This is a genomic window from [Bacillus] enclensis (genome assembly GCF_001456935.1).
In the GTDB taxonomy this organism is placed as follows: Bacteria; Bacillota; Bacilli; order Bacillales; family Bacillaceae_B; genus Rossellomorea; species Rossellomorea enclensis.
This window is the reverse complement of the sequence record NZ_KQ758483.1, coordinates 757,590-776,985: the sequence shown is the minus strand read 5'-3', so window position 1 is coordinate 776,985 and position 19,396 is coordinate 757,590. Positions and strand designations below refer to the sequence as shown.

The window sequence follows — 19,396 nt, the reverse complement described above, 5'->3', positions numbered from 1 at the left end:
GCTTTTCTTCCTGATTTTTCGGCATAAAAATAATGCCTCTTCAACAATTTTCTTATCATGAATGATTTCCCCTACCTTGATAGAGGATTCAATCTCCTTTTACTTGATATATTTTAGCTTTTTCTTTATTTCACTGTTTATCAAATGAGGATACTGCATTTCCACCAGAGTTATTGTTTCCTCAACTAACGTATTAAGGTCCTCTAAACTTTTCTCAATTCTCCCTGATAGGATATCAGACAATCTCTCGTACAAATTACTTGGTCTATCATCCATAAGCTCAATACTTTTCTCCAACCATTTAAATGCCGGATGGTGAATATACATTTTATTAAGGCCAAATAATAGACCTAAAAGTTTTTTCTCAACATCGCAAATAACACTATACAGCATAAGCCAGTCTTGACGATCCAGAAGCGCTTCCCGATTATGCCATCGATTTCCAAAGTCCAGGTTTTCCAGGATCATTTCTTTCGTTAACTCTTCCGGATATGTATGGACGGTATTTTTCAATTGAGTGATTTTCTCTTTCCCAAACAATGACTGGCCATAATAAACCGAAGCCGCAATGCATTGTTTATCATAATCTGTCTCAGTCCTGATTACTACATCCTCAATCATCTTATCTATGGATGAGGTAAGAAAACTGCTGATTTCGAGTTTTACACCATCATTTGTCAGATACGCTTCTGACCATTCCTCATCTTCGTATGGATGAAAGGAAAGAATTTCACCTTCTGCTTTCTCTATTGGGGCAAGCCGATCTTCGTCGCTCGGAGGCTCATTCCATAAAATATGCAATTCAATATCCGAATGCTCGTCTTGCCAGCCCCTCGACACAGACCCTGCAAGCAGGATTGCTTCTACCTTTGGATTTTGTTTATAGAAAGCTGCCATTTCAAGAGATTTTTGTTTTAATTTGTCCATTATGACTTTACCTCGCTTCATAGTTGTTCGTTTACTAATTTGTCACTTGATATTAGCGGAATAAAAGTTTAGACATATAGTACTCATCATAGAAATCACCATTTATTAAAAGAGAATTCCTCTTGGTGCCTTCCACCTCGAATCCGCGCTTTCTGTAGAGTGCTATGCCAGGTGTATTACGGGTAACGGCGGTCAGCTCCAACCTTGAGATGCCGTGTATTACCGCCCATTCCTCAACAGCCTGAAAAAGCAGTGTTCCCGCACCCTGACCTCTATACTCCTTTAAAATACCGGCTACCAGATATGCCGAATGTTTCTTCCTTTGAGCAGAACCTCCAAGCGCAAAAAGGTATCCAATCATGACGCCTTCTTTCTCTGCAATTAATATCACAGCATTCTCCTGCTTTTCAACTTTTTCTATCATCGTTGTTTGCTTCTCCAAAGTCATTTGACGTTCCCCGGGCGCCATCAGCATGAATTCGGACTGATTCTCAACATTCATGATTAAATGTAATAACTCTTCTGCTTCTTCCTTTTTGACTGGTCTAATATTCATGTGAACACTCCATCTATCTTTCTATAAAAATTCTTAGACTTTTTATCTAACATCCCTATGAAGGTTTAAACACTTCCAGCGATTCCTAATCCTTGTGACAGTTATTTCTTAATCATCATTTCTTTAAAAAACGGGCTCAACTCGCTCCACACGTCAAATCTGTTTCCATCAGGATCGGTAAAGACGAAATTTCTGCCTGCATGTCCTCTGTTCTCTATGTCCCCCACCATGATCCCTTTCCGATTCAATTCACTATGAAGCGAATTCAATGCATCCATACCCTCTACCTCAAACGTCATTGAAAATCTTATTCTTCCATTATGATCTTGAAAGTTCGCCGTTTCTCCTTCCTTTGCTTTTACAAGGAACAGACTATGATTTGCCAACTCAAGAATGGCTTTTTCTCCATCTTTATAGTTCAAGACCGCCTCCAGGTTAGCTGAGTACCACGATGCAGCTTTTTCCACGTCACTAACGGGTATATAGGTGGTTCCCACCCTCATTAACTTATTTTTCATCCCGTTACCCCCTCATTCATAATATAATGTTTCTATCATTACAAATTACAAATTACGAATTAAACATATAAAAGGCAAATTGAAAACTATTGTTGATAATTAACGAACTTATATGTTTTGAAACTGCCATTATCAGATGAATACCTCAAAATATTTTGATCTTCAGGCACGCCCTCGAAATAAGCCCCTATGCCTCCAGTGGTACACCTGTGACCAGATAAGAGGATATTTACCCTTTCATCAGCGTGCTTTTCCTGAAGCTCCCCCATAAAACTGAAGATTCTCCTTATGAAGTCATGAATATCCTCCATTCCTCTATATATAGTTCTGTCTGGCAGTATCCCATTCAGCTTGACTTCGTGCTTTCTGAGTCCATCTGCTTCACCTAAATCGAATACATTCAGACGCTCCTCGATAATTGGCTGAACACTTGTAGAAATCTCCGCGGTCTGTATGGCTCTTTCCTGAGGTGAAGAAAAAACATAGTCGAATTCAACTTCCTTGAAATGTTCTCTTAATGCATTTGCCTGCTTCAATCCATCTGTGTTTAGTGACAATCCGTTCCTCCCCTGCAGCCGGCCTTCTTTGTTTAGGTCTGTTTGTCCGTGCCTTACAACATATAGCAATCTCATCCGCCACCTTTAATAGAGAATTTGTTTTAAAAAAGCCAGTTTTTATATGTTAACGTTTATTCTCGGTTTCCAATACACTATAAACAGCAGAATCCCGCCATCCGCTTTTAATCAAAAGGTTTTCGCGCAGAATCCCCTCTTTTCTCATGCCGATTTTCTCTAAGACTTTGGAAGAGGCAATATTATTGGGATCGCAGGTTGCTTGTATCCGATGTAAACGGAAGTGTTCAAACCCTATGTTGACCACTTGTTTAGCTGCCTCCGTGGCAATGCCTCTCCCCCAATAATCCGGATGAATGATGTATCCAATTTCACCGTTTTGGAAATCACCGATTTTCAGTTCTACTGCTCCAATTAACCGGTCATCTTCCTTACTCACAACTGCAAACATAAACCTTGTTCGAGGATTTTTTTTATGATCAGTAAGGACTTCACTCACAAACGTTTTCGTTTCCTCGACGGTGTTCGGTCCCCAGGGCTGATACCTGCAAACGACTTCTTGTGACGCGTAATCGTGAATCATTCTCCAATCACTTTCCACCAACTCACGGAATATCAATCGCCCGGTTGAGAACTTATGATTTGGAATCATCATCATTCCCCCATTCGCTTCATTAAAATGGAATTTACTATATTCCCGAAATTTTTAATGTCCCTTAGGTAATTATATCCGGGAGGGTTTCCACGCTTGTTATACATTCTTACAGCCACGGCGTCATACTTCGGGATGACCAGGCACGTACAGCCTGACGCCCCAAGAATCTGGTAAGAGCCTTGCGGTACTTCCTCACCAAGCTCACTTTTTTCATATTGATTCTCATTACGGAACCAAAAGAATCCATTCTCCGGGGTGTTCTTCAGCTTGACAGGTGTTTGAATCGAAGTTGTCATTTCGAAAAGGGCTGCGGGAAGAACTTGTTTTTGGCCGATTCGACCATTATGTAAATGGAAATACCCCCAATGTGCGAGCTCTCTTGTACTGACAAATAAATTTTTTTCAAATCCGGTGGGATCTTCGAGCCGGATACTTGGTTGATTTTGTTCATTCACATCAGCCGTGAGATGCAGGGAAGGTTCCGATTCCCATCCTGTTTCTCTTAATTGAAGAGGGTTAAACACATATGCCTTGAGAATTTCGCTTACTGTGGTACCCGATACCTTCATTAATATTTTATACAACAGCGAAAGACCTGCCCCGTTGTATTCCCAGACTGTACCAGGACCGGCTGATTTAATCACATCCGGGAAATCATCATTCAGACCATGTGTGTGTGTGACAAGATGCCGGATCGTTATTCCTTCCCAGAGGTCATTGTCCCCTAGATAAGCAGATACAGCATCATCTATATCTTTAATTTCCCCTTCATGCAACATGATGGCTGTTGCAAGTCCTATATAGCTTTTACGCACGGAAAAAACGTTAAACCGTGTATTTTCATTAATTTTTCTATGTGAAGATGGATCCTTCCCTTCATACCATTCCCCGATTACTTCATTCCCCTGAATTATGTAAACTGAGCTTGCGGTGGCAAAGATTTGATCCTTCACCTTCTTAACGTATCTGTAGAGGCTTTGCATTTCATTACATTCTTTGCTGATCAGCTGTTCTTGGACCTTATTCATTTTCCCATCTCACCCGAAGATTTATTTTTTTGCCTGAATTGCCTGAAGCAATATCGGCAATGATTTGATTGCATATAATGATCCAAGACCAATAATTCATGTTAACCTCTCCTCTTGATCCTTTTATTGAACATACAGTGTCATGGATTTCTAAACTAAATTTTACCATATTTCTGTATGTAATTGCCCGATTAATACAAATATTCACGTAAGTCTTGTCATATTATTTTTACTGTTACAACTGATGCAGCTTAAATTGTCAAAAATATTAAAATTTTATAACATCAAAGTGTAATAACTTGAAAAAACATGCTTATAATGATTATAATAATCTTAATCAATATTCAAGGAGTGGATGGATTGAATGGACACCCACAGGAGTAAAAAAATTTCTAAACTTTACAGAAAGATGATTACTTCTGAAAAGACGAAGGCCTTCCTGATTTATAAAGGGCTCGATGAGAAAACAAAAGAGGAATTGCATACGTTCATGAAAGACATGAATTCCCCTCATTATGAAATGCTCATAGATAAAACAATCTGATCAAATACATCTACAAACATATAAATTATTCAGAAAATGCAAAGAAGGCTTGAGTCACTGCTCAAGCCTTTTTTGCTGTCATGCTATTTTTTTACATCTAGATAATGAATGTGATGACCGTCGCCTTCGTGTACCGAAAACAAATAGCCGTTATCTGTTTTGACTTCTTTATTCTGCTGATTCATGCATTCCTCAAGATACCATCCTCCGATGGTGTCGATGCTGTCATGATGAATATTCGTATCAAGCAGATCATTCACTTCGTGTAGCAGCAATTTTGCATCAATGATGTAGTGGTTTTCATCTATTTTCTGAATTTCAGGGATTTCATCCTCGTCAAATTCATCTCTTATCTCACCGACGATTTCTTCAATAATGTCCTCGACGGTCACTAATCCTGAAGTACCGCCATATTCATCCAGCAGAAGTGCAATATGAATCCGTTCTTTTTGCATTTTGACCAGGAGGTCGTGAATGGGTATGGTTTCAATAACCCTTATAAGGGGATTTATGAATGGTACAAGACTGTCCTCTTCAAAATTTTTCATCATGTTTGCCGTTAAAAATTCTTTAACATTGATAAATCCGTATACATGATCTTTGTCCCCATCCTCTACAACGGGATAACGGGTATAATGTTCGGAAGAAATAATGCCTTTTACATCTTCAAATGTAGCATCTTTTGAGATGGTCACCATCTCTGTGCGCGGAACCATGATTTCGCGTGCAATGCGTTCATCAAACTCAAAAATATTATTTACATACTTTAGTTCTGATTTGTTGATTTCTCCACTCTCGTAACTTTCTGACAGCAGTATCCGGAGTTCCTCCTCGGAGTGAGCCAATTCATGTTCAGATGCCTGTTCTATGCCAAATACACGTACCACCGTTCTTGCTGAACCATTCAACAGCCAGATAAACGGAAACATGATCTTATAAAAGAGGATGATCGGACCCGCAAAAAGCAGAGTAATCGTTTCCGCTTTTTGAATGGCTACAGTCTTCGGAGCAAGTTCACCGATCACCACATGAAGAAATGTAACCAGTGAAAATGCTATCCCGAACGATAATATTTCAGTTAATGACTCATTTAATGAAAAATAGTTAAATATAGGATGCATCATAGCCTCAATAGTGGGTTCCCCAAGCCAGCCAAGACCCAATGCAGTTACAGTTATCCCGAGCTGACATGCAGATAGATATTCATCAAGATGCGAGACTACCTTCTTAGCGGAAACTGCCCCTTTCTTTCCTTCGGTTATAAGCTGATCAATTTTCGACGTCCTTACTTTGACTATTGCAAATTCTGTCGCAACAAAGAAAGCAGTCAGTGCTATCAATAAAAAAAGCAGAAACAGATTCAGTGCCATTATGTAAAGTCCACCTCCTGTATATTAAATATGAACTGCTTGCCACCCGCACTTATTCATTCCACTAAATGTTTGTTTTAATACCTTTCCCTGTCCTCAAGGAACATCCTCAAATGGAATTAATTAGCCAAGCAGCAAGTGTATGAATTATTGTCTTTGACCAAATACTTTAGTTGTAAATTTAATCATTCAGAGGTGGCCCCATGGACGTTAAAACCAAGGAAACAAACAAAGTCAGTAATTGGTGTGTCGTCAGTATGGCTTCAATCCCATTAGTCATGACACTGGGCAATTCTATGCTGATTCCTGTACTGCCCATATTCGAAAAGAAAGTGGGTATTTCATCTTTTCAAACAAGTATGATCATTACTTCTTATTCAATAGCTTCCATCTTCCTCATCCCCATCGCCGGATATTTATCTGACCGCTACGGAAGAAAAATAGTGATTTTGCCGAGTTTGATTTTTGCTCTTATTGGGGGACTTATAGCCGGATATGCTTCATGGAAAATAAATGAGCCATTTACCTGGATTATCATTGGCCGTGTACTTCAGGGAATCGGAGCTGCAGGTGCTGCGCCAATCATCCTGCCTTTGGTCGGGGACCTTTATAAAGATGATGATGAAAAGACAAGTTCATGCCTTGGGATCATAGAAACGTCAAATACCTTCGGAAAAGTACTCAGCCCAATACTCGGGGCGGCGTTTGCCGCTTTTTTATGGTATCTTCCATTTTTTTCGATTTCATTTTTCAGCCTGATTTCTATCTTACTGGTCATTTTTTTCATTAAAATACCAAAGAAAAAAGAAGAACCGCCTGCTTTAAAAGAGTTTATGAAAAACACCAAAAAAATCTTTAAACATGAAGGAAAATGGATATTCACCATTTTTGTCATAGGGATTTTTGTTATGTATGTACTTTTTGCTGTTTTATTCTTCCTGTCCGACATTCTAGAAAAAACGCATAATTTATATGGGGTAAAAAAGGGTTTCGTCCTTTCGATACCACTACTCGCCTTATGTTTTTCATCTTTCATAACAGGGAGGAAAATAAAGGGTGATCTTAAAATGATGAGAAAAATCATGTTGGTTAGCCTGACTGCCATAGCATTGAGTGTTTCCTTTGTTGGCTTTGTAAATGACCGTCTGATCATTCTCCTTGCAGTCACGAGTTTTCTTGGCCTTGCTATAGGATCACTTCTTCCTACACTTGATGCAATCATAACGGAGAATATTGAGAAAGAAGAACGCGGTACGATTTCTTCCTTTTATAGTTCATCTCGTTTTATTGGTGTAGCTGCAGGCCCTCCACTGATGTCGATTTTCATGAGGGATTTTCTTAATGGAAGTTTCATTGTGGCAGGGATCATTTCACTTGCGGTTGCTGCCTTGGTTTACTTTTTCATCAAGACAGAGGAAAAGCCCCGCTTAAAAGAAGCAACCGTTTAGCATTTTGAAAGGAGAGTCTTGATGGCAGAACAAACTGGAGGATGTAAAGATGTAACTAATTCTGAATCCACAGGTACAGGCACCATGAGCTGGTGGCACCTTTCACTGATCGGAGTAGGCTGTACAATCGGGACTGGATATTTTTTAGGTTCTGCAATCGGGATAAAGTATGCCGGTCCCTCTTTTGTCATCTCATTCATTGCAGCTGGAGCAGGGACGTATATTGTTTATTATCATCTCGCAAAAATGACGGCAGAAGATCCTCAAGAAGGTTCTTTTTGCTATTATGCTGCGAAAGCATTTGGTAAATGGGCAGGATTTTGCTGCGGTTGGGTGTATTGGTGGTCGAATATATTAATTATGGGCAGTCAGCTTACAGCGCTGGCCCTTCTTTCTCAATTTTGGTTCCCCTGGATCCCTCTATGGCTGCTTGCAGGTGGATACGGCATACTATCCTTATTGATAATGCTGTTGGGAACCAAGAGTTTTGATAAAGCAGAAAATTTATTTGCTGTAATCAAAACCTCGGCAATCATCATGTTTATTGTTATTGCAGCCCTTGCTGTCTTTGGTGTAATGGAAGGCGATGGGAAAATACCGAATTTTACATATCGAAGTTCAACTTTGCTGCCAGAGGGGTTCAAGGGATTATGGTCCTCCTTGATTTATGCTTTTTATGCATATGGGGGAGTTGAAGTCATAGGATTGATGGCTCTCCAGTTGAAGAAAAAGAAGGATATCCTAAAAGCGGGAAATGTCATGTTGATTATTTTGACAATCATTTATGTTACTTCGTTGACATTTGCAGTTTTACTCATAGCAACTGATGCTTTCAACGACAAAGAAAGTCCTTTTGTTACAGCATTGAGTCTGTATGATCTTCCTTTTTTTCCGCATATTTTTAACGGAGCAGTCATCATTGCCGGCTTCTCAGCTCTTACTGCTGCTCTTTTCGCTGTGACGAATCTGTTGGTATCGCTTGCCAAGGATGGGGAAGCTCCTATCATCTTTAAAAAGAAACTTAAGACACCCAGGGATCTACCCCTTCCCTCTTTGTTGCTGGCAACTGCCGGAATGATTGCTTCTGTAGTTGCAGCTATGCTCTTACCGGGAAAGGTATATGAATATTTAACAACGGCAGCCGGAATACTGCTTATATATAATTGGGCATTCATTATCCTATCAGCCTTTAAGATTTTAAATCAAAAGGTATTCGGGAAAGCAATGGGGATACTTGGTTTATGCTTTCTATTTCTGGCTGTATCCGGGACAATTTTAGAAAAGAGCATCAGATTCGGTTTTTACGTATCTTTGGCAGTCGTCCTTTTGACTGCACTAGCTGCCTTCTTGATGAATAAGAGATGGAAAATGGAAGAGCTAGCGTGAAAGTCCAATGATGTATGGTAAGACTGGATATGAGTATGATAATGAACAAGAAGGATGTTTAATGATTCCTTAAAGGAGGGTTTTCTATGAAACAAACACAACTGAGTTGTCCTAATGAATTTTCTCCTCTTAAAGAAGTAATTTTGTGTGAACCGACTTATATGAAAATACAAGATATCATCAATGAAACTCAACGACGTTACCACAAGGAGAACATTGATGTAGATAGAGCCGTCGAACAGCACAATAAGTTTCATGAAATTTTAAGAGAAAACAACATAACGACCCATCTGCTCTCTCCAAAGAACACATTTCCCGAACAAGTCTTCACAAGGGATATCGGGTTCACGGTTGGCAGGACTTTATTCATTTCTGATATGAAAATGCCCGTCAGGCAGGGTGAAGAAATTGAACTGAGAAATTGGCTATCAGCCAGGGGAATGTCGTACATAGACTTGGTTGAAGATGAAACGGAGGGCGGTGACGTTCTGGTACACGGGAATACGGTATATATTGGTCTGAGTGACAGGACAACTTTTGAAGCTGTGGAAAGAATTCAATCTTATCTACCCGACTATAATGTCATACCGCTGCCGATACATGAAGATATTTTACATCTTGATTGTATTTTCAATATTATTTCAGACAATGAGGCACTCATTTACCGTGAAGGACTTCGGGGAGATGATATCACCCGCCTGTCGTCGCAATTCGACTTGATTGATGTTTGCAGGGAAGAACAATTTACCATGGGGGTGAATGTACTTTCGATAGGTAATAAGAAAGTCATCAGTCTCCCGATTAATAAAGGGGTCAATAAAGAACTGCGCGACCGCGGATTTGAAGTAATCGAAGTGGAGTTCGATGAAATCATCAAATCAGGCGGCTCGTTCAGATGCTGTACGCTGCCACTACTGCGTGGATGATCCTGCAAATCAGCTGAGGGCTCGTTCTGTCCTGAATAAAATAAAACGCACTGGAGTATCTGTTGATGTCCAGTGCATTTTATTTATTCCTTGTCCCTGTTTTTAAGATGAAATTCATCCGTAAGTTTGGTTGGGAATTCGGGATGGATCTGTTCTGAAGCTTCGGTCTGGTATCGGAGATTTTTGGGGGCCCTCCTTGCTTTTCGCCGGTTCGGCAAAACGTTCTGAACGACATACTGATGATAAAACAATTCAAACACCATAACAGCAAGTGCGGCAAGAACCGATCTAGTCAGGTATGGACCTCCATCAGTCATGCCCCCACTCATAAAGTATATGAGTATGAATGCCAGACCCAGATCAGCTAGTGAGGCTACTGTATTACTGGTTCTCGGAAGCAGAAAAAGATCTCCGAGTAAATAAGCGGCCCCGCCCAATACTAAAGATATCGAGAAAATATCTCCGAATGTGATGCCTTGAACACCTCCAAGGACTAAAAATAAAAGGACAAACGTTGCCACAAATTTTATGGCAAATGCTTTTACATGCTTCATGCGTAATCCCTCCTGCCCTTAGGTTTCTCTTTTCATGTAAGATTATGCTTAATGATTGCTCGGATTTTCGGCAGGTAGAAAATAAACAAAAAGACTTGAACCCATTAAAGGATCCAAGCCCTTTTCCTTTTATTGAGTCACTTCTTTAAGGATCGATTCAGCAGTCTGTTTACCATTTTTTATGCAGGCACCGATCCCTACACCGAAATAAGATGCTCCCGCCAGCAGCACATTAGGATACCTCATCTGTATAGAATGCTGCAGAGCTTCCACCACCTGGCTGTGCTGCAAATGATAGTTCGGCATAAGTCCGCTCCAATTTGTAACTTCTACAGACACGGGAGTCCTATCGATCCCCAGGCTCTTCGAAATATCTTTGAGGGCAGTCGCAGTAAGAGCTTCTTCAGTTAAGTTCTTTAATTCTTTATAATGCGGGTTTGAACTTTTATAAAATAACCTTACCAGCAGCTCGTGATCCTTCGAGGTGTGATCCCATTTTCGGCTGGTCCAGGTACATGCGTCACACAGCACATCGCTGCCATGTGATGTGATAAATCCGGTCCCATCTGCAGGAAGAAGATCATCTTTTGCATTGAAACCAACATAGATGCTGGTAAGGGATGAATTCTTCAACTGATTGAAATGAACATCCAATTGAGGATCCCTTATTATTTTTTGAGTAACATCATGTGTAGTTGAAAAAACGACGTAATCTGCCTTTATCTTTGTTCCTTCTGCTATAGTCAGTTCATATTCTTCACCACTTTTTTTCAGTTCAATAAGTTCAGCACCGTTCAGGATGTCAGCTTCCTTAATGATATCTTCCATCCGCTCTATCATGGTAGATAAACCGTTTTTAAAAGAGATGAATTTTCCTTTACTTGAACTTTTGAATTTATGTTTATTTTCGCCGAGACCTTTTATAATACTTCCATACCGATTCTTATATTCCAGGAGATAAGGAAGTGTGGTGGCCATCGTCAGTTCATGCAGCTTTCCTGAATAAACACCCGACAATACAGGAGCGATTTGATTCTCGACAAGCTCCCTGCCAAAAAAAGCTTCAAGAAATTGACCTATAGAGCTGTCTTTAGTGAACTGTGTATTGGGAGTCTCCAGCTCCTTCATCGCCCTACGCTTTCCTTCTTCAGATATGAGGGTACTCTCCATCAATGATTCTACACTCATGGGTATGCCGAAAATCGTATCTTCCGGAATTTTGTGCAGTTTTCCATATGTATAGATATAGGAAGTCCCTGTTTTGTTATAGACAAGTTCATCTTGAAGTTCCAATTCCTCTATAAAAGGCAGAACGCCTTCATTCCGTGCAACAATTGAATCAGCACCGGCCTCCATGATGAAGGGGTGATCTTTCACCGTCTTTATTTTTCCGCCAAGCTCCTTATCTCGCTCAACCAGTGTCAACTCGATATCCACCTTTTGTTCTCTCTTCAATTTATCTAAATGGTATAGTGTTGTCAGCCCGGTAACTCCCCCGCCAACTATAACAACCTTTTTCATATTCCTTCACTCCAAATGCAGGTTTATACCAATAGCCTATCATTTTTCATTGTGAAATCATAAACAAATAGGTAAATTATTGTGTCATTTTATTGAAGGTCTATGTATTGTTAAATGGATTCGGCTTAAAAATAAATGCCCATCCTGCCAAAAGGGAAGATGCTGGAGGATGGGCATATACATTTTACAACAGCAATTATGCGATTTTCCTGCACTCGTCTGCACACTTGAGGCAGGCATCCGCGCATTTTTGACAGTGGTCATGGTCGTGCTTTTTACATTCGTTTCCGCAAGCTTCACAAATACTTGCGCATACTGAAGCAAGTTCGGATGCAAAAGGGGTTCCTCTTACAAGAGCTTGTTCCAAAAATCCGCACATGTCTGAACATTCCCGGTCCAATCGGATGCAATCAGCCATCATTTTAACATCATCTTCTCCGAGGCAAGCGTCGTAACAATGGTTACAAGCTTCCATACATTCATGTAATGTTTGTACTAACGATTGATACTTTTCATGTGACATTTTACAATTCCTCCTTTAATATTTTGCGTTCATTCTTCTTTATCCGTGTTTTACCTCAACTAAACAAATTTACCAGAATTCAATTGAATTACTTGCTTGTTGATCCGGATAGAATATAGTTTCCCTGATTTATTGCAGAAATTATGCAAGTTGCATTATATTATTTAAAATTAACTAAATATAAACGAGTCACTATTGCTTCACCTTCAGAAAAAATCTTCTAGGTCGTATAGTTTTTCACCTAACTATCACTTCCCCAGAAATTCATGAAAGAGTATTTCCACAAACTTCTTCTGAAGATTCCAATGACGAACCCGCCGCTAAGCCAGAAATACCGTCAAAACAAAAAAAGAAGTGACAATCCATTTAAATTGTCACTTCTTTTAAAATATGATTTTATTTTATTTTGATACCGAAAACAGGACCCGTTATCCAGGTACGGAAGCTTTTGTCCATATCATCCGTTTACTTCAACAACATCCTGTTTATAATATTTCGCAAAGATTTCAGCAAATGCTTCCGTGGAATTGTAAAGTTCTACTAAGTTGTTTTCCACTCCGCCGAATTCGAGGAGCATGGCTCTTTCTGTCAGATCTTGATTGTAAACTCCATTCCCTTCAGCTTTTGTTTTAACAAATACGCCCCTGCTGATCCCGGGATACTTCTCTTCTAGGGCACTATTCAGTTCTTTCGCGATAGCCAGGTTTTTTTCGAAATTTTTGTTTTCTTTTCCGACTATAAAAAACAATCGCGCATACTGTTTTCCATTGATTGTCTTGGTCGTAATGTCACGGGGCTGGGAATCCCTGTGTATATCAATCAGGTAATTGAGGTCATCGTTTCCGGCCAGTGCTTCCTGGACCTGCTCCCTGGATAATTTATACGATTCATAATACGTCCAATTTTTATCTTTTAATGCCTGTGTAGCATCTGTTTTATCCTGTACAGCCCCTATCCCTCTTTTTGCGAGTTCTTGCTGAAGCTTGGAGCCGATGGCTAATACATTTACTTTTTCATTCGTACTTGCGGGATCCTTTGATTGGTTGTTTTTAATCAGGGGACTGAAGGCTTCCCAGCTGTGTGAATGATAGATAAAGACAGACTTTTTATCGACCTCTTTGAACTCGTCGCCGCTTTCGCCGTTCGCCCGGTCAATCTGGTGCTGATCGATTTCCTGATTCTTTAATTGTTCATCGGTCGGTGCAGGCGACTCTACAGGGAGATTTGTAATATCAGTCCCTTTCCCCGCCACCGCAATTTGTGTGTGATAATTTTCAATCCCGGGTATCTCCCTTCCAAATAGACTCCGGGGGTCAAACAACGAGACATTTGTTACGCTTTCCAGCCAATCAAAATCAGACTCCAATTCTTCTTCGTTCAATACTCTTAACGGGGTAATTTCTTCAGAAATAAGTTTTAATAGCGTTTCTTTTGGAACCATATCAGATACTGTGGTGTAAAACAGCGTGTCCACTTTCAATTTAATCGCCGTGGCAGAAATAAGCCAGACAGAAACATAAAGGAGGATGATCCCGAGAACGATCATTCTTGCCAGTGATTTAACAGTCACGAATACTAGTAAGGGTAAGGTGCCATCTTTTCTGGATTTGTACGCCATGAATGAACTCCTATACTTATAAGATTTACTAGTTCACTATATGCGCACTGAGGTGAATATAGAATGTTTACAATGGAATCAATGTTGAATACAGCCGATTAATCTGGTGAATATAGTGGTTATTGCTTAATGGGTATATAAATGTTCTATTTTATGATATAATGAATACTTAATCAAGAATAAATTATTTTGGGTCTACGAGACTGTATTTAGTCAACCCCTCTATAATGTAGAAGGGAGACGTTTTATGTCATTCGATACAATTGTACGAATGCTGCAAACACAAGTGGACTTCAAAGAGAGTGAGATCGTTCATACGTTCCACTCCACAACCAAGACACCGATATTGTCTGTTATTTACCACTTTGACACCGAAACGTTCTTGCTGACTTATAATGATACACAGCAAACAGAGAAATTTACAAATATAAATGAGTTGGCAGGCATCATAGAACGATATCTTAATAAACAGCCATTGGAAGTAAAATCATAAATAAAACCGCCGCATTGCAAACAGCAATGCGGCGGTTTTCAGTTAGGATAACTTTGAAATAAACATACTTGCTATGCCAAAATACACAAGAAGGGAAAAGATATCATTTATCGTTGTAATGAGGGGGCCCGAAGCAACCGCGGGATCTATATTGAACTTGTACAGGACAAGCGGGATGATTGTTCCTGCAAGTGTACCGATAATCAGGGTGATTAATAATGAACTGCCCACGACTATCCCAAGGATCAAGCTGCCCTGCCATATAAACGCAATGATAGAGATCAAAATGGCACAAGTAAGCCCTATGATGATGCCTACCCATAATTCACGGAATATCAGCTTCACCACTTGTTTGACATCCAAATCTTGAGCCACCAACCCCCTTACCACCACCGCAAGCGACTGTGTTCCTGTATTCCCTGTCATCCCGGCAATCATCGGCATAAAAAATGCAAGAGCAACGGCTGATTGCAATGTTTCTGAAAAGCCATCGATTATGCTCCCTGAGACAAGCCCGATCAAAAGCAGCAGAATGAGCCACGGCAATCTTCTGTACGCAGCAACGAGAGGTTTTGTCTTGAAATCAATCGCTTTACCGGAAGCCGAGAGTTTTTCAATATCCTCGTTTGCCTCCTGGATCACGACGTCGAGGATATCATCGACGGTAATGACGCCCATCAATTTGTCATTGTCTTCAATCACTGGAATCGATACAAAATCATAGCGGCTGATCAATTTGGCCACATCCTCCTGATCCGTAAGGACATCAACCTTGACCACCCTTGTAAACATGATATCTTCTATTTTGTCCTGCATTTCTCCAAGAAGCAGATCTTTGTATGATACAACTCCTACCAGCTTCTTACCTTCATCGATAACGTAAAGGTAGTTCAAATACTCTGCGAGTTCTGCAAAGTCTTTTAATTTATCAACCGCTTCTCGGACCGTATAATGCTTAGAAATCCATACGAAACGGTTATTCATCAGGCGCCCCGCTGATTCAGCCGGATATTTCATCATGTGCTGAACCATATCCGATTCTTCTTTTTTCATTTCGGACATCAGTTCTTCGATTTGTTCCGGTTCAAGGTCGGCTAAGAGTGTGGTCAAGTCATCATTTTCCATCAGATCAAGGACTTTTGTCGACTTCTCAATCCCCAATTTCTGAAGGACTTCGAGCTGATCTTCTTTCGACAATTCCTCCATCAGCTCTTTAAGTTGTGCCAGCGTTAAGTATAAAAGGAATTTATTTCGATGCTTTGCTGGTAAATGCTGATACTGCTGAGCCACATCATATGGCTGCAGCTCGTCTATGATATCCAGAAAAACCCTTCTCTTTCCGTCTTTCAAGCTCTGAATGATTTCATGCATCAATTCGTTTTCAGAAGACCGCATCTGCATCCATCTCACCTCTCTATGCCTGCATTGTATTGTTATAATACCCATAATGGTCAATGTTGAACAAATATGGTCAAAACAAAAATGGCAAAAGAGCTCCTGACGGCGCAGAAGCTCTTTTGCCTAACGAACAAATAAGGAGGTACTCTTGTCTATACGGCGGAAGTATATAGACGAGAAAACTTTTTATGGGTAAAACGAATGAGGCTTTTCTTTTACGGTGACTAAAGGATTTTAAAAAAGCCGCTTTTCGAAGAGCCGCATTCTTTTTTACCGATTTGTTTGTTTCTCTACTTCACTATATGTACAACCCTTAAGGGGTGTGCAGACAAGCATATTCTTTTTCTGAAAATGGTCATTTCCCCATCAAGATGCAATTTTTTCACCTGGGGGCGATTTTTTGCACCTTGAGGCAATTTTCTGCATCTTGATGCAAAATCTTCTTCATCTTTTTAGGATGAACCCGCTTTTTTGGTAAAGAATAGAATTGACAATAAACTAGGAGTGGATAAAAGTGAAAAAATACCTCATTGTATCAATGGCTATTCTTATGACTTTAACGCTGTCACCCAATCTTTCAAAAACCCAGGCAGTCAATAATGAGTGTCTTAATCCCGCTGCCCAAAAGTTAAAGGAGGACATGCGCCTCCTCTGGAACGATCATGTCATTTGGACACATAACTATATTGTCAGTGCCGTTGACGGTTTGGAAGATCAAGATATGGTGCTTGAAAGACTTCTTCAAAATCAAAAAGACATTGGAAATGCATTTAAACCTTTCTATGGGGAGAAATCTGGAAACAGGCTTGCTGATTTGTTGACAGAACACATTGTCCTTGCAGGGAAGATTGTTGAAGCTGCAAAAGCAGGAAAACAAAAAGAAGTGGAACAACTAAATAAAGAATGGTATCGGAACGCTGACGATATCACCTTGTTTTTGACATCTGTTAACCCGGCATGGAGTGAAAAAGAGTTGAAGGAACTTCTATATATGCATCTTGATTTTGTCACGAAAGAAGCAGTAGCCCGTATTCAGAAAGATTGGGTGAAGAATATCCAAACCTTCGATAAAGGCCGGGCTCATATTTTCCACTTGTCTGATGCTTTGTCTGCAGGGATCACTAAACAGTTTCCAAAGACTTTTTGATTAAGTCTCTTTTCGCATACTTTGTTGCTATACAGACAAGAAAATACCGGAACTTGGGTATTTTCGGGTTGTCCGTCCGTCTCTAGTTTAAACTTGAATTCGGAAAGAGCACGTACACGAGTTCCTTTCAGGTTACAACTCTATTTACGAAAAGCAACAATCTTTTAGAAATCAGCCTTGAATAAATTAAAACGCTGAATGACTTGTTCAGCGTTTTTTTATGCATTCATCGTAACTGGGTATCACATTGGGTTGGTTAAGTCGATTTCTTTTATGATTCTTGCAGGGTTTCCGCCAACCACTACATTTGAAGGTATATCCCTCGTTACTACTGCACCGGAAGCAACCACCACATTATCTCCGATTGTCACCCCTGGATTGATGATGGCCCCGCCGCCAATCCATGCGTTATTACCGATAACGACCGGTTCGCCGTATTCCATCCCCTTGATCCGCTCATATGGATGGACAGGATGGGTGGCGGTATAGATATGTACTCCAGGTGCAAGCATGCAATGTTCACCGAATCGGACTTCACATACATCAAGGATCACACAATCAAAATTCGCAAAGAAGTTGTCCCCCGTGTGGATATTATAGCCGTAGTCACATCTGAAGTTAGGCTCCATATAAACCTTTTCACCGGTTGAGCCAAACAACTGCTTGATCAGGTCCACGCGCTCTTCATATTCGGTTTCCTTTGTTGCATTGAAATATCTGACAAGTCTCCTGGCGTGTTCCCTTTCTTTCACCAGTAATTCATCCCAGGGCTTGTATAACTCCCCATCCATCATTTTTTGTTTTTCTGTTTTCATATTTTCACTCCTTTTTTACACTGATTTCTATTCAATAAGAGACCGGTATTAATAAAGGGAGTTTACTGTACTTCTCTATACAATCTTTCCGCCCTTCTGACACTGAGTGCTAATATAACCAAGGAGAACACAATGGCGACCACCCATAATTGACTGTCACTCACTGCTAATATGATGGCTGCAATACTTAATGATAAAGCCGTTATAAATCCCATTACAGACTTTAAGTCTGTTAACACCTTCTTGTTCATCTCATTACCTCCCATAACCCATTACGTATAACACCCCTATATTAACATAAAATTCCATCAGACACTTAAAAAGATCGAACATTGTTGTTCGATCTTTCGCTAAATGTCTTCTTAAGGAACCATTACCTCAATGTGATTTGAGATTACCCCCAGTTCTATAGGCAGCTTCTGTCCCTCCTCTCCATCCACATTCGTAATAAGCTCATCCGGAGAAGACAGTTTGATAGATTTCGCCTTGAAATAAGTCACATCTTTATTCTTCTTTAACTTTCCGGTCATGATGGAAGACATGACGGCAGGCAGCTTCAGAACATTAATGTCATCTATTATATAGCAATGCAGCATACCGTCATCGACCTCTGCATCAGGAGCGATCTTCTCAAATCCGCCAATCGAATTGGTCAAGGCTGCGAGGAATAATAATGAATTCCCCTCCCATTTCTTTCCGTCATAATCTATTGTAAGAGGGTAGGTAGGGTTTGATGCCAATGTTTTCACGCCTTCAAGGACGTACGCAAGGGGTCCCATCTTCGTCTTTTCCTCTGGGGAAACCTCATACACCGCTTCTGCAATCGCCCCTGCAGCAACAATGTTGACAAAATAGTCTTCATTGATTTTCCCAATATCAACTTTTCGGATCTTGTGATGCCGAATTAGCTCAATTGCTTCCTTGGGGTCCAAGGGAATATTCAGTGCTCTTGCAAAATCGTTCACGGTACCCATCGGGATGATTCCGAGCTTCGGCCTATGATGTTCATCTATAAGGCCATTGATCGTCTCATGTAAAGTGCCGTCTCCCCCTATTGAAATAATAAGATCATATTCATCTTTACATGCATTTTGACAAAATTTTGTTGCATCGAGCTCTTTCTCTGTTTGACTGATTTTCACCTCATAACCTTGCTGACTTAATATCTGCTCTATTTCTTCAACATAATCGACTGCTTCTTCCTTTCCCGAAGAAGGATTCACGATCATCATTGCTTTTTTCATCTTCTTTCCTCCCAGTTGTCCCAGATATACGTATATATACCTCAAACTGGATCACAAAAAACCAGCAGGGGATTTTATCGTTAAGATGGAATATATGTTTATCTCCTCTATTTTAAGGATAAACCCTATACAATTCCTTTTTTATGACTAGGA

At 40.2% G+C, this 19,396-nt stretch carries 21 protein-coding genes; 6 read left to right on the top strand and 15 right to left on the bottom strand.

What is annotated here, in order from left to right:
- Positions 1-99 precede the first annotated feature (99 nt).
- From AS034_RS11490 to AS034_RS11465, 6 genes are all read right to left on the bottom strand, one after another.
- Complete coding sequence (locus AS034_RS11490) at positions 100-927, bottom strand: nucleotidyltransferase domain-containing protein (protein ID WP_058298539.1); 828 nt, start codon at positions 925-927, stop codon at positions 100-102.
- 52 nt (positions 928-979) lie between these two features.
- Positions 980-1,483, bottom strand: coding sequence for a GNAT family N-acetyltransferase (locus AS034_RS11485; RefSeq protein WP_058298538.1), 504 nt, complete (start codon positions 1,481-1,483; stop codon positions 980-982).
- Between the two features lie 101 nt (positions 1,484-1,584).
- Positions 1,585-2,001 (bottom strand): VOC family protein, encoded by a 417-nt coding sequence (locus tag AS034_RS11480; protein WP_032088615.1) that lies wholly within the window; start codon positions 1,999-2,001, stop codon positions 1,585-1,587.
- A gap of 86 nt (positions 2,002-2,087) precedes the next feature.
- Positions 2,088-2,627, bottom strand: a complete 540-nt coding sequence (locus tag AS034_RS11475) for a histidine phosphatase family protein (protein WP_058298537.1) — start codon at positions 2,625-2,627, stop codon at positions 2,088-2,090.
- A gap of 55 nt (positions 2,628-2,682) precedes the next feature.
- Positions 2,683-3,225 carry a GNAT family N-acetyltransferase gene (locus AS034_RS11470; protein WP_419184982.1) on the bottom strand — a complete coding sequence of 181 codons (543 nt, stop codon included), beginning with the start codon at positions 3,223-3,225 and terminating at the stop codon, positions 2,683-2,685.
- A 2-nt stretch (positions 3,226-3,227) separates the two neighbouring features.
- Complete coding sequence (locus tag AS034_RS11465; protein WP_058298535.1) at positions 3,228-4,256, bottom strand: serine hydrolase domain-containing protein; 1,029 nt, start codon at positions 4,254-4,256, stop codon at positions 3,228-3,230.
- Positions 4,257-4,620: 364 nt separating this feature from the next.
- On the opposite strand from AS034_RS11465, the gene AS034_RS11460 reads away from it, so the two are divergent.
- Complete coding sequence (locus AS034_RS11460) at positions 4,621-4,800, top strand: hypothetical protein (RefSeq protein ID WP_032088619.1); 180 nt, start codon at positions 4,621-4,623, stop codon at positions 4,798-4,800.
- 83 nt (positions 4,801-4,883) lie between these two features.
- Here AS034_RS11460 and AS034_RS11455 read toward each other — a convergent pair whose 3' ends face one another.
- Positions 4,884-6,173, bottom strand: coding sequence for a hemolysin family protein (locus tag AS034_RS11455; protein ID WP_141687705.1), 1,290 nt, complete (start codon positions 6,171-6,173; stop codon positions 4,884-4,886).
- A 200-nt stretch (positions 6,174-6,373) separates the two neighbouring features.
- Between AS034_RS11455 and AS034_RS11450 the strand changes: the two genes are divergently transcribed.
- From AS034_RS11450 to AS034_RS11440, 3 genes are all read left to right on the top strand, one after another.
- On the top strand, positions 6,374-7,618 hold the full coding sequence (locus tag AS034_RS11450; protein WP_058298533.1) for an MFS transporter: 1,245 nt from the start codon (positions 6,374-6,376) through the stop codon (positions 7,616-7,618).
- Positions 7,619-7,639: 21 nt separating this feature from the next.
- Positions 7,640-9,004 (top strand): amino acid permease, encoded by a 1,365-nt coding sequence (locus AS034_RS11445; RefSeq protein ID WP_058298532.1) that lies wholly within the window; start codon positions 7,640-7,642, stop codon positions 9,002-9,004.
- Positions 9,005-9,090: 86 nt separating this feature from the next.
- Positions 9,091-9,930: a dimethylarginine dimethylaminohydrolase family protein gene (locus AS034_RS11440; RefSeq protein WP_058298531.1), complete on the top strand. Its 840-nt coding sequence runs from the start codon at positions 9,091-9,093 to the stop codon at positions 9,928-9,930.
- A gap of 83 nt (positions 9,931-10,013) precedes the next feature.
- Here AS034_RS11440 and AS034_RS11435 read toward each other — a convergent pair whose 3' ends face one another.
- The 4 genes from AS034_RS11435 to spoIIP form a co-directional block, all read right to left on the bottom strand.
- The gene (locus AS034_RS11435; protein WP_058298530.1) at positions 10,014-10,484 is read right to left on the bottom strand and encodes a YndM family protein; all 471 of its coding nucleotides are present in this window, start codon (positions 10,482-10,484) and stop codon (positions 10,014-10,016) included.
- Between the two features lie 129 nt (positions 10,485-10,613).
- Positions 10,614-12,005: a protoporphyrinogen oxidase gene (locus AS034_RS11430; RefSeq protein ID WP_058298529.1), complete on the bottom strand. Its 1,392-nt coding sequence runs from the start codon at positions 12,003-12,005 to the stop codon at positions 10,614-10,616.
- A gap of 196 nt (positions 12,006-12,201) precedes the next feature.
- Complete coding sequence (locus AS034_RS11425; protein WP_032088625.1) at positions 12,202-12,528, bottom strand: four-helix bundle copper-binding protein; 327 nt, start codon at positions 12,526-12,528, stop codon at positions 12,202-12,204.
- Between the two features lie 457 nt (positions 12,529-12,985).
- On the bottom strand, positions 12,986-14,146 hold the full coding sequence (gene spoIIP / locus AS034_RS11420) for a stage II sporulation protein P (RefSeq protein WP_032088626.1): 1,161 nt from the start codon (positions 14,144-14,146) through the stop codon (positions 12,986-12,988).
- Between the two features lie 247 nt (positions 14,147-14,393).
- On the opposite strand from spoIIP, the gene AS034_RS11415 reads away from it, so the two are divergent.
- A complete protein-coding gene (locus AS034_RS11415) occupies positions 14,394-14,639 on the top strand; it encodes a hypothetical protein (RefSeq protein ID WP_058298528.1) in 246 nt (81 codons plus the stop codon).
- Positions 14,640-14,681: 42 nt separating this feature from the next.
- Here the strand turns inward: AS034_RS11415 and mgtE are convergent, their stop codons facing one another.
- On the bottom strand, positions 14,682-16,040 hold the full coding sequence (mgtE, locus tag AS034_RS11410) for a magnesium transporter (protein WP_032088628.1): 1,359 nt from the start codon (positions 16,038-16,040) through the stop codon (positions 14,682-14,684).
- 511 nt (positions 16,041-16,551) lie between these two features.
- On the opposite strand from mgtE, the gene AS034_RS11405 reads away from it, so the two are divergent.
- A complete protein-coding gene (locus tag AS034_RS11405; RefSeq protein ID WP_058298527.1) occupies positions 16,552-17,184 on the top strand; it encodes a hypothetical protein in 633 nt (210 codons plus the stop codon).
- A 242-nt stretch (positions 17,185-17,426) separates the two neighbouring features.
- On the opposite strand, the gene AS034_RS11400 is transcribed toward AS034_RS11405, so the two are convergent.
- The 3 genes from AS034_RS11400 to AS034_RS11390 form a co-directional block, all read right to left on the bottom strand.
- Positions 17,427-17,999 carry a sugar O-acetyltransferase gene (locus AS034_RS11400; protein ID WP_032088629.1) on the bottom strand — a complete coding sequence of 191 codons (573 nt, stop codon included), beginning with the start codon at positions 17,997-17,999 and terminating at the stop codon, positions 17,427-17,429.
- A gap of 62 nt (positions 18,000-18,061) precedes the next feature.
- Positions 18,062-18,250, bottom strand: a complete 189-nt coding sequence (locus AS034_RS11395) for a hypothetical protein (protein ID WP_032088630.1) — start codon at positions 18,248-18,250, stop codon at positions 18,062-18,064.
- 111 nt (positions 18,251-18,361) lie between these two features.
- On the bottom strand, positions 18,362-19,243 hold the full coding sequence (locus tag AS034_RS11390) for a diacylglycerol/lipid kinase family protein (protein WP_058298526.1): 882 nt from the start codon (positions 19,241-19,243) through the stop codon (positions 18,362-18,364).
- Between the last annotated feature and the right edge of the window lie 153 nt (positions 19,244-19,396).

Coding starts and splice junctions, on each gene's coding strand:
- AS034_RS11490 (WP_058298539.1), bottom strand. CDS start 927: ATGGACAAATTAAAACAAAAATCTCTTGAAATGGCAGCTTTCTATAAA.
- AS034_RS11485 (WP_058298538.1), bottom strand. CDS start 1,483: ATGAATATTAGACCAGTCAAAAAGGAAGAAGCAGAAGAGTTATTACAT.
- AS034_RS11480 (WP_032088615.1), bottom strand. CDS start 2,001: ATGAAAAATAAGTTAATGAGGGTGGGAACCACCTATATACCCGTTAGT.
- AS034_RS11470 (WP_419184982.1), bottom strand. CDS start 3,225: ATGATTCCAAATCATAAGTTCTCAACCGGGCGATTGATATTCCGTGAG.
- AS034_RS11465 (WP_058298535.1), bottom strand. CDS start 4,256: ATGAATAAGGTCCAAGAACAGCTGATCAGCAAAGAATGTAATGAAATG.
- AS034_RS11460 (WP_032088619.1), top strand. CDS start 4,621: ATGGACACCCACAGGAGTAAAAAAATTTCTAAACTTTACAGAAAGATG.
- AS034_RS11450 (WP_058298533.1), top strand. CDS start 6,374: ATGGACGTTAAAACCAAGGAAACAAACAAAGTCAGTAATTGGTGTGTC.
- AS034_RS11445 (WP_058298532.1), top strand. CDS start 7,640: ATGGCAGAACAAACTGGAGGATGTAAAGATGTAACTAATTCTGAATCC.
- AS034_RS11440 (WP_058298531.1), top strand. CDS start 9,091: ATGAAACAAACACAACTGAGTTGTCCTAATGAATTTTCTCCTCTTAAA.
- AS034_RS11435 (WP_058298530.1), bottom strand. CDS start 10,484: ATGAAGCATGTAAAAGCATTTGCCATAAAATTTGTGGCAACGTTTGTC.
- AS034_RS11430 (WP_058298529.1), bottom strand. CDS start 12,005: ATGAAAAAGGTTGTTATAGTTGGCGGGGGAGTTACCGGGCTGACAACA.
- AS034_RS11425 (WP_032088625.1), bottom strand. CDS start 12,528: ATGTCACATGAAAAGTATCAATCGTTAGTACAAACATTACATGAATGT.
- spoIIP (WP_032088626.1), bottom strand. CDS start 14,146: ATGGCGTACAAATCCAGAAAAGATGGCACCTTACCCTTACTAGTATTC.
- AS034_RS11415 (WP_058298528.1), top strand. CDS start 14,394: ATGTCATTCGATACAATTGTACGAATGCTGCAAACACAAGTGGACTTC.
- mgtE (WP_032088628.1), bottom strand. CDS start 16,040: ATGCAGATGCGGTCTTCTGAAAACGAATTGATGCATGAAATCATTCAG.
- AS034_RS11400 (WP_032088629.1), bottom strand. CDS start 17,999: ATGAAAACAGAAAAACAAAAAATGATGGATGGGGAGTTATACAAGCCC.
- AS034_RS11395 (WP_032088630.1), bottom strand. CDS start 18,250: ATGAACAAGAAGGTGTTAACAGACTTAAAGTCTGTAATGGGATTTATA.
- AS034_RS11390 (WP_058298526.1), bottom strand. CDS start 19,243: ATGAAAAAAGCAATGATGATCGTGAATCCTTCTTCGGGAAAGGAAGAA.